We start from the raw sequence: 1,763 nt of genomic DNA on the forward strand, positions 1-1,763 counted from the left end.
AGGATCAGGGCAGCGCTGTTCTGCTGCAAGTGAAGTCATGGATGCAGCTTAAATTCTGGCAAACGCTGTCTTGACGGATGGGTCCACTTTATTTTATAAATCAAGCACTCTCCCAGAAGCTCAGAGGGAATAGTGCGTCGGGTGTATAAATTTTTTATTTATCTTATTCTCGATCACTTAACTCATTAGGTTCGATAAACCCAAAGCCGAGTGTCAATTCCTCAACTCTTGTCTCCGTCTCAAAGTGTTCAAGATCACCATGCTTGATCGGAGTCGTTAAGAAAACTGACACCTTAAAGTCAGAGCTTTCTTCAATCCTGGCTCGGCCTGCCTCCGCGTATTCTTCGCTGTCTTCAAGCCAGCTGTTGAAGAGAAATTCAACAGCAAATCTCGCCGATACAGAAAATTCGCAAGTAACGGAAACATTCTCATAGTCAATTCCAACTAGATTAATTCCTGCCTCTTCGTTCAAATTGAATCTTGAGATTTCCAACAATTCCACATCTTCAACATCGAAATGAAAGCGGTGACATCCGGCCATGATGCTCGCATCCCCATACCAATCGTTGCCGGACAATGTTTTTAGGATCATCATTTTCAGCAAAGAATTGTTCTTCGTGAGTTCTTCTGTCAGTCGCCGCATCACTTCTTGAACAACCTCGTCAGGCGTCTGAAATAACGCCAGAGCAGTGGACAAGTCCTTGATGATGTGCAGATGCAATGATTGTTCACAAAAACTTTTCCAATCGCCGTCCCTGGAAACCACTACTATTTTCTTGTCGTTCTTGACCGCCCAAGCTTCTAAACTGGAAAGAGAAATTGCATCTGGAAATTCGCTTTTTTTCGGATTCCCTTTTTGGAACGGAGGCCTCTGATTGAAATAAAGATCAATCAGGTCGCTCATTTTCACGTGTGGATTAGCCTCTATAATTTCCGCTTTGGCTTCGCTCACGAAGAGGTCAGTCTGCATTTCACAAAGGGTCACTGCATCCGGCAACTCTTTAATTTTCTTTTTTATTTCATAAAAGTCTTCGCGACTACCGCCGATCAACTCCAATGCATCATTCATGTCTCTGGCAAGACGTGCCTTTACCTTGCCAAGACGTTCTCTGAGATGTTTTTTAATTTCTTTTAAAACGACCTCAGAAATAACCAAAGTGGTGGGATGCCGGCCAAACTGTTTCAACAGGGAAAAGGGGCCACGGTCCAATCGCATACCAGCGTCATCAAACACTGTTGTATCAATCGTGATGGTGTCGATTTCCCCATTGCTGATCCATTCTTTGATCTGTTTAATCTTTTCTGGATCATCGTGATTTTTATTCTTTGTGTTCATTAAAAAATCCTCGTCACTTCTTGGGGATTATGAAATCCCCTTCGGCTATGGCTTGAATCATTCGCGAAGGAGTCCCGTCGCTCGGAGCATCCACGATCCAAACACCACTGTATTTTTCTTCTCGGATCATTGTTCGATGCTTCCTGAGTAGCGATCTTATTTTTTCTATCGCTGGGGGAATGTCTACCTGTATTTGCTTCCACCCTTTATCTGATCCCCAGGGGTTGTCCGCGTGAAGGAATTTCCCCAGTCGCTTGTACAGCACTTCGAAGTTTTTCTTGGTGAGATAGCCATCCGCCACTTGGTCGTAATGCCAATGTCCGGGGGAAGTCTGTAAAGTGGACCCCGAATTTGAGACACTGATTTAAGCTGTCGTCCTGGAAGGGATGACGAGAATGAGTGAAGCAAAGAAGAAGCGAAATAGCTA

1 protein-coding gene is annotated in these 1,763 nt (G+C 44.2%); it reads right to left on the reverse strand.

Features of this window, described 5'->3' with window-relative positions; all coding sequences use genetic code 11:
* Window positions 1-163: 163 nt before the first annotated feature.
* On the reverse strand, window positions 164-1,336 hold the full coding sequence (locus CEJ45_RS24335; protein ID WP_088757553.1) for a PIN domain-containing protein: 1,173 nt from the start codon (window positions 1,334-1,336) through the stop codon (window positions 164-166).
* Between the last annotated feature and the right edge of the window lie 427 nt (window positions 1,337-1,763).

The sequence above is a fragment of the Herbaspirillum aquaticum genome (assembly GCF_002213425.1).
Classification (GTDB): Bacteria; Pseudomonadota; Gammaproteobacteria; order Burkholderiales; family Burkholderiaceae_D; genus Herbaspirillum; species Herbaspirillum aquaticum.

Coding starts and splice junctions, on each gene's coding strand:
- CEJ45_RS24335 (WP_088757553.1), bottom strand. CDS start 1,336: ATGAACACAAAGAATAAAAATCACGATGATCCAGAAAAGATTAAACAG.